The sequence below is a fragment of the Salinispora cortesiana genome, from assembly GCF_000484695.1.
Classification (GTDB): Bacteria; Actinomycetota; Actinomycetes; order Mycobacteriales; family Micromonosporaceae; genus Micromonospora; species Micromonospora cortesiana.
In genome coordinates this window covers 1-3,902 of sequence record NZ_AXVR01000122.1, presented here as the reverse complement: position 1 = coordinate 3,902, position 3,902 = coordinate 1, and the positions used below count along the sequence as shown (strand labels likewise).

3 protein-coding genes and 1 pseudogene are annotated in these 3,902 nt (G+C 65.7%); 3 read left to right on the top strand and 1 reads right to left on the bottom strand.

The annotated features are described in order from the left end of the window. The 3 genes and pseudogenes from K228_RS0124105 to K228_RS0124095 form a co-directional block, all read left to right on the top strand. A pseudogene (locus tag K228_RS0124105) lies at positions 1-356 on the top strand (right-handed parallel beta-helix repeat-containing protein); the annotation flags it as partial. A 117-nt stretch (positions 357-473) separates the two neighbouring features. Next, positions 474-968: an OsmC family protein gene (locus tag K228_RS0124100; protein ID WP_025620675.1), complete on the top strand. Its 495-nt coding sequence runs from the start codon at positions 474-476 to the stop codon at positions 966-968. A gap of 89 nt (positions 969-1,057) precedes the next feature. Then, entirely contained in the window at positions 1,058-2,230 is a 1,173-nt protein-coding gene (locus tag K228_RS0124095; protein WP_025620674.1) for a serine hydrolase domain-containing protein, read from the top strand. Between the two features lie 125 nt (positions 2,231-2,355). Here K228_RS0124095 and K228_RS0124090 read toward each other — a convergent pair whose 3' ends face one another. Next, the gene (locus K228_RS0124090; RefSeq protein ID WP_025620673.1) at positions 2,356-3,426 is read right to left on the bottom strand and encodes a sulfite exporter TauE/SafE family protein; all 1,071 of its coding nucleotides are present in this window, start codon (positions 3,424-3,426) and stop codon (positions 2,356-2,358) included. Positions 3,427-3,902: the final 476 nt, after the last annotated feature.

Genomic DNA, 3,902 nt, shown 5'->3' with positions numbered 1-3,902 from the left:
CATCGGTCCTCGGCGGTGCCTTGTTCGTGGCGTTGGACAGTTTCGCTGTCATCGAGGACAGCATCATCAAGAACAACACCAATAGGAACGCAGTCGGCGGAGGAATCTACAACGCAGGGGAAACGGTCGTGCGGCGCACCAAGATTATCGGCAATCAGGCCGACCAGGGTGGCGGCATTTACAACGAAGGCACGACCAGCCTCTTCACCACGAAGGTGGTCGAAAACATCGCCATCACCAACGGCGGGGGGATCCTCAATGCCGTCGGCACGGTGAACCTGAACACCGTCACCGGCACCGTGGTGATCAAGAACCGACCCGACAACTGCGTCAACGTTCCCGGCTGCGCCGGATAGCGATCCGCAGATCCACGAGGGCCCGTTCCGCCGCCAACCGGTCGGAGCGGGCCCTCTGCTGGCGGGTTGAGATCGAGCTACCTCGAAGCGCGACAAGCTACCTGCCAGAATCCGTCCATGAACCGGACCCACACCTATGAGATCGCGACCACCTGGACCGGCAACCGCGGTCGCGGTACGGCGGACTACCGCGCCTACGACAGGTCGTACGACACGGTGAGCCCCGGCCGCCCGCTCCTCGCCGGCTCCGCCGACCCGGCATTTCGCGGCGACCCACAACAGTGGAACCCAGAGCTGCTGCTCGTCGCATCGCTGAGCCAGTGCCACCTGCTGTGGTACCTGCACCTGTGTGCCGTCAACGATGTCGTGGTCGTCGGCTACCACGACGCCGCCCACGGCACGATGCGCGAGGACGACACCGGTGCCGCCCGCTTCACCGACGTCCTGCTCCGCCCGCAGGTGACAGTCACCCACGCCAGCATGGTCGAGCGGGCGACCGCGCTGCATGCCGAGGCGAACGACCGGTGCTTCATTGCCGCCTCGGTGTCCTTCCCGGTACGGCACGAGGCACGCACCACGGTCCGGCTACCACCACCAGAACCGGCCAGGTAGCAGCATCGATCTCGAAGCTCGTTCCGTCGAAACTGGGTTCCTCCCCAACGAGCTCGCCCTCAATTCGAGGGCAATGAGGAGTTGTTCCCATGACCGACCGGAATCATCCACACCGCCGCCCGCCGGTGTCCTCGACCCGGCGACGCGTGCTGGCCGCCGTGACGTCGTTCGCCCTCGTCGGCAGTCTTGCCCTCAGCGGGGCCGCCCCGGCGGCGAGCGCCGATGCCGTCCGCCACCGCGACGGCGTACAGGCCGACCTCAACCGCCTCGTGAGCGTGGAGAGGTTCCCAGCCGCCCTCGCCGCTGTCCGCGCCGCCAACGGCCATACCCGTAACTACACCGCCGGTGTGGCCGAACTCGACACCAAGCGGAAGCCACCGGTCGACGGGCGGGTACGCATCGGCAGCAACACCAAGACCTTCGTCGCCACCGTGGTCCTGCAACTCGTCGGCGAGGGCAAAGTCGATCTGGACGAGCCGATCGAGACGTACCTGCCCGACCTGATCCGCGGCGACGGCATCGACGGTCGGCAGATCACCGTACGGCAGGTGCTACAGCAAACCAGCGGCCTGCCCAGCTATGTGGACGACATCGCACCGGACTTTTTCCTCCTCCAGCACACCTATTTCGAGCCGCGCGACCTGCTCGACCTGGCCCTCACCGACAAGGCGAGCTTCGCACCCGGCACGAATTGGGAGTACAGCAACACCAACTACGTCGTCGCCGGTCTGCTCATCCAGAGGGTCACCGGCCGTCCGGTGGCCGAGGAAATCACCAACCGGATCATCGTTCCCCTCAAGCTGCGCGACACCTACTTCCCGAACGTCGGCGAACAGGGCATCCGGGGCCGGCACCCACACGGCTACTACACCGACGACCCGGACAAGCCGCTGCAGGACGTCACGAAGATGGACCCGTCCTGGAGCTGGGCGGCCGGTGCGATGATCTCCAGCCCCAGCGACACCAACCGCTTCTTTGCCGCCCTCCTCGCCGGTGACCTGCTCCGGTCCGCCGAACTCGACCAGATGCGTACCACCGTCCCCGCCTTTCCGGGCCGCAGCTACGGCCTCGGCCTGATGAGCTGGGACCTGCCCTGTGGCGGCCGCGCCTGGGGCCACGACGGTGACGTCCCCGGCTTCACGACCCGCGGCGGCGTCACGGAGGAGGGTCGCGCCGTCACCCTCGCCGTCACCGCGCCGCCGACCACGGAGAGCGCCGCCGGCCAGGTCGAGGCGGCCGTTGACGGCGCCCTCTGCGAGTAGACCCCTGGATGGTTCCGCGCCCACTCCCCCGGAAGCGCCTCATTCCCGGGAGGATTCCGTGCCTCGCTCCCCGAAAGGTTCCGTGCCCTGCCCGCAGAGCGGGGCACGGAACGCCGGCCGGGTGCCTACCCGACATCCTGCAGGTCCTCCCTGGTGGGGGCTTCCGCCTTGGGCCCGGCCGACCGTCCCGCGGGCCCGGCGCCCACGTCCGCCCAGGTGGCATCCCCGAATCCGTCCGGCCCTGGCCGGGCATACGTGTCCTGACGGATCAGGACCAGGCAGACGATCGTGAACAACACCAGCACGGCGACGCTGCCAACGGCCAAGGCGGGAGTGAACGGCACCAGCAGGAGAGTGCTGACCAACTCTGCGAAGATCAACACGAATAGCACTCCACGAATCGTCAAGGGCGTCAGGCGAGTGCAGATCCAGGCCCCCAGGGGGGCTCCAACGGCCACCACCGGCGCGGCAGTGACCCAGTAGTCAACCACAAACCCGGTGAAATCACGTACAACGAACACGTGCGTCAGAAACGCAGCAATCGACACCAGCGTCATCATTACCACCGTGGTCGGGGTCGCCACCTTCTCCGAAACCCGAAAGAGCAACACGAGCAGCAAGAACATAACGCAGTTCTCACCCACCCCGGCCACGCCGCTGAGCAATCCGCCAGCGAAGCCAGCACCCAGGACCAGATTTCGCTCCCGAGAAGTCCATATCGGCACCACGAAGTTTCGCCGATATCCCCGCTGACGCAGTTGCACGAGCAACGCTACCGCGAGCGCCACGAGCAGCATCGTAAACAACACCCGCACCAGCTTCAGCGGTACATGTGGGGCGATCATCGTCACGCTGAGCACCACGCCAAGCATTCCGGCGGCCGAGCCGTACAGCACCACCCGTCGCTCAATCGGCACCCGGCACAGCAGGATTGACAGCGAAGCCGCAGTCATACCGATCGACTGGATAGCGAAGGTGAAAATACGTGCCTGGTCTGGCGGAACGGTCAGCACTTTCGTCATCACCGGAAAGGCGATCGCACCACCGCCCTCGCTGGTCCCACCACCAACCAGCGATCCGAACACCATGGTTAGCGCCACCGGCCAGTGCTCTTCAAGTCGAGTAAAGTATCCCCACCCCCACACCTTTGCCCAGATCAGCCACACGATCGCCGCGAGGACGGCGTTGACCAACAACACTCGGGGCACTCGTACCTTTTCCACCGTCCCGCCTTCCACAGTATTCCCTGAATCATCGGCCACGGTCTAGTCGTTCACAGTCACCGATGTTCGGCAAGGGCCAAAAAGAGCAAAACAAAAGAATTGAGCGGTGGACACGTAGGGCACACAACTCGAGTTACGCACGGTGCCCTTCTGTGGCTGAGCTGGGTCGGGCCGCACTGGGCTTGGGGTTGGGGTTGGCCGACTGGGCCGGGAGGCCGCACACCGACCCGCCAGGCCCGGGACTCCGCCCCTGGCGCAGCGGGCGGCACGACACCGACCTCCGACAGGACCACCACCAGCGAACATGCGCCCGTTTCAGGCACTTCTTTCGCATTTGCACGAATATGAGACCTGTGTCGGTTTAGGTTGCGGGGTGGCTGCTACCGCCGTTTGGTAGCCGAGGGCGGCCCCCGCGAGTGCGGGTGGTGGGTCCTTGTCGCTTACGGGGG